Source organism: Acidovorax sp. MR-S7, from assembly GCF_000400995.2.
Lineage (GTDB): Bacteria > Pseudomonadota > Gammaproteobacteria > Burkholderiales > Burkholderiaceae_C > MR-S7.
This window is the reverse complement of sequence record NZ_DF238904.1, coordinates 1-410: the sequence shown is the minus strand read 5'-3', so window position 1 is coordinate 410 and position 410 is coordinate 1. Positions and strand designations below refer to the sequence as shown.

At 64.1% G+C, this 410-nt stretch carries 1 pseudogene; it reads right to left on the bottom strand.

Going from position 1 to position 410, the window contains the following annotated elements:
• A pseudogene (locus AVS7_RS05675) lies at window positions 1-348 on the bottom strand (IS1595 family transposase); the annotation flags it as partial.
• Window positions 349-410 lie beyond the last annotated feature (62 nt).

The window sequence follows — 410 nt, the reverse complement described above, 5'->3', positions numbered from 1 at the left end:
CTCAGCCGCGTCTCGGACGCTCAAAAGGTCCTTCATGCAGGACGCGTTCTCCAGCAGCTTGGCTTTGTTGTGAACCCGGGAGAAGGGCGTCCCGGTCAAGCTGGTGAACGTCTTGAAGCAGCCTCCGCAGCGGTACCGCTGGTCCCCGGCACCGGTCCTTCCCCAGCGGGCGAACTCGACATTGCCGCAGTGCGGGCAGGCGCCGAGCGCCTCCACGCGCTTGTCGGTCAGGTCCTGGACCTCCCGGCGCTCATTGAGGCTACCGACCTTCTGGGATACCTGGCGCAGCTGGGCCGGGCTGAGCCCGTCCAGCGACACCAGCAATCGCTCGAATTCCCTCTTCCGCATGGCAAACCCACTCCGTCAACGCGTTGGCCCACATACTACCAACACAGATTTGTGACAGAGCC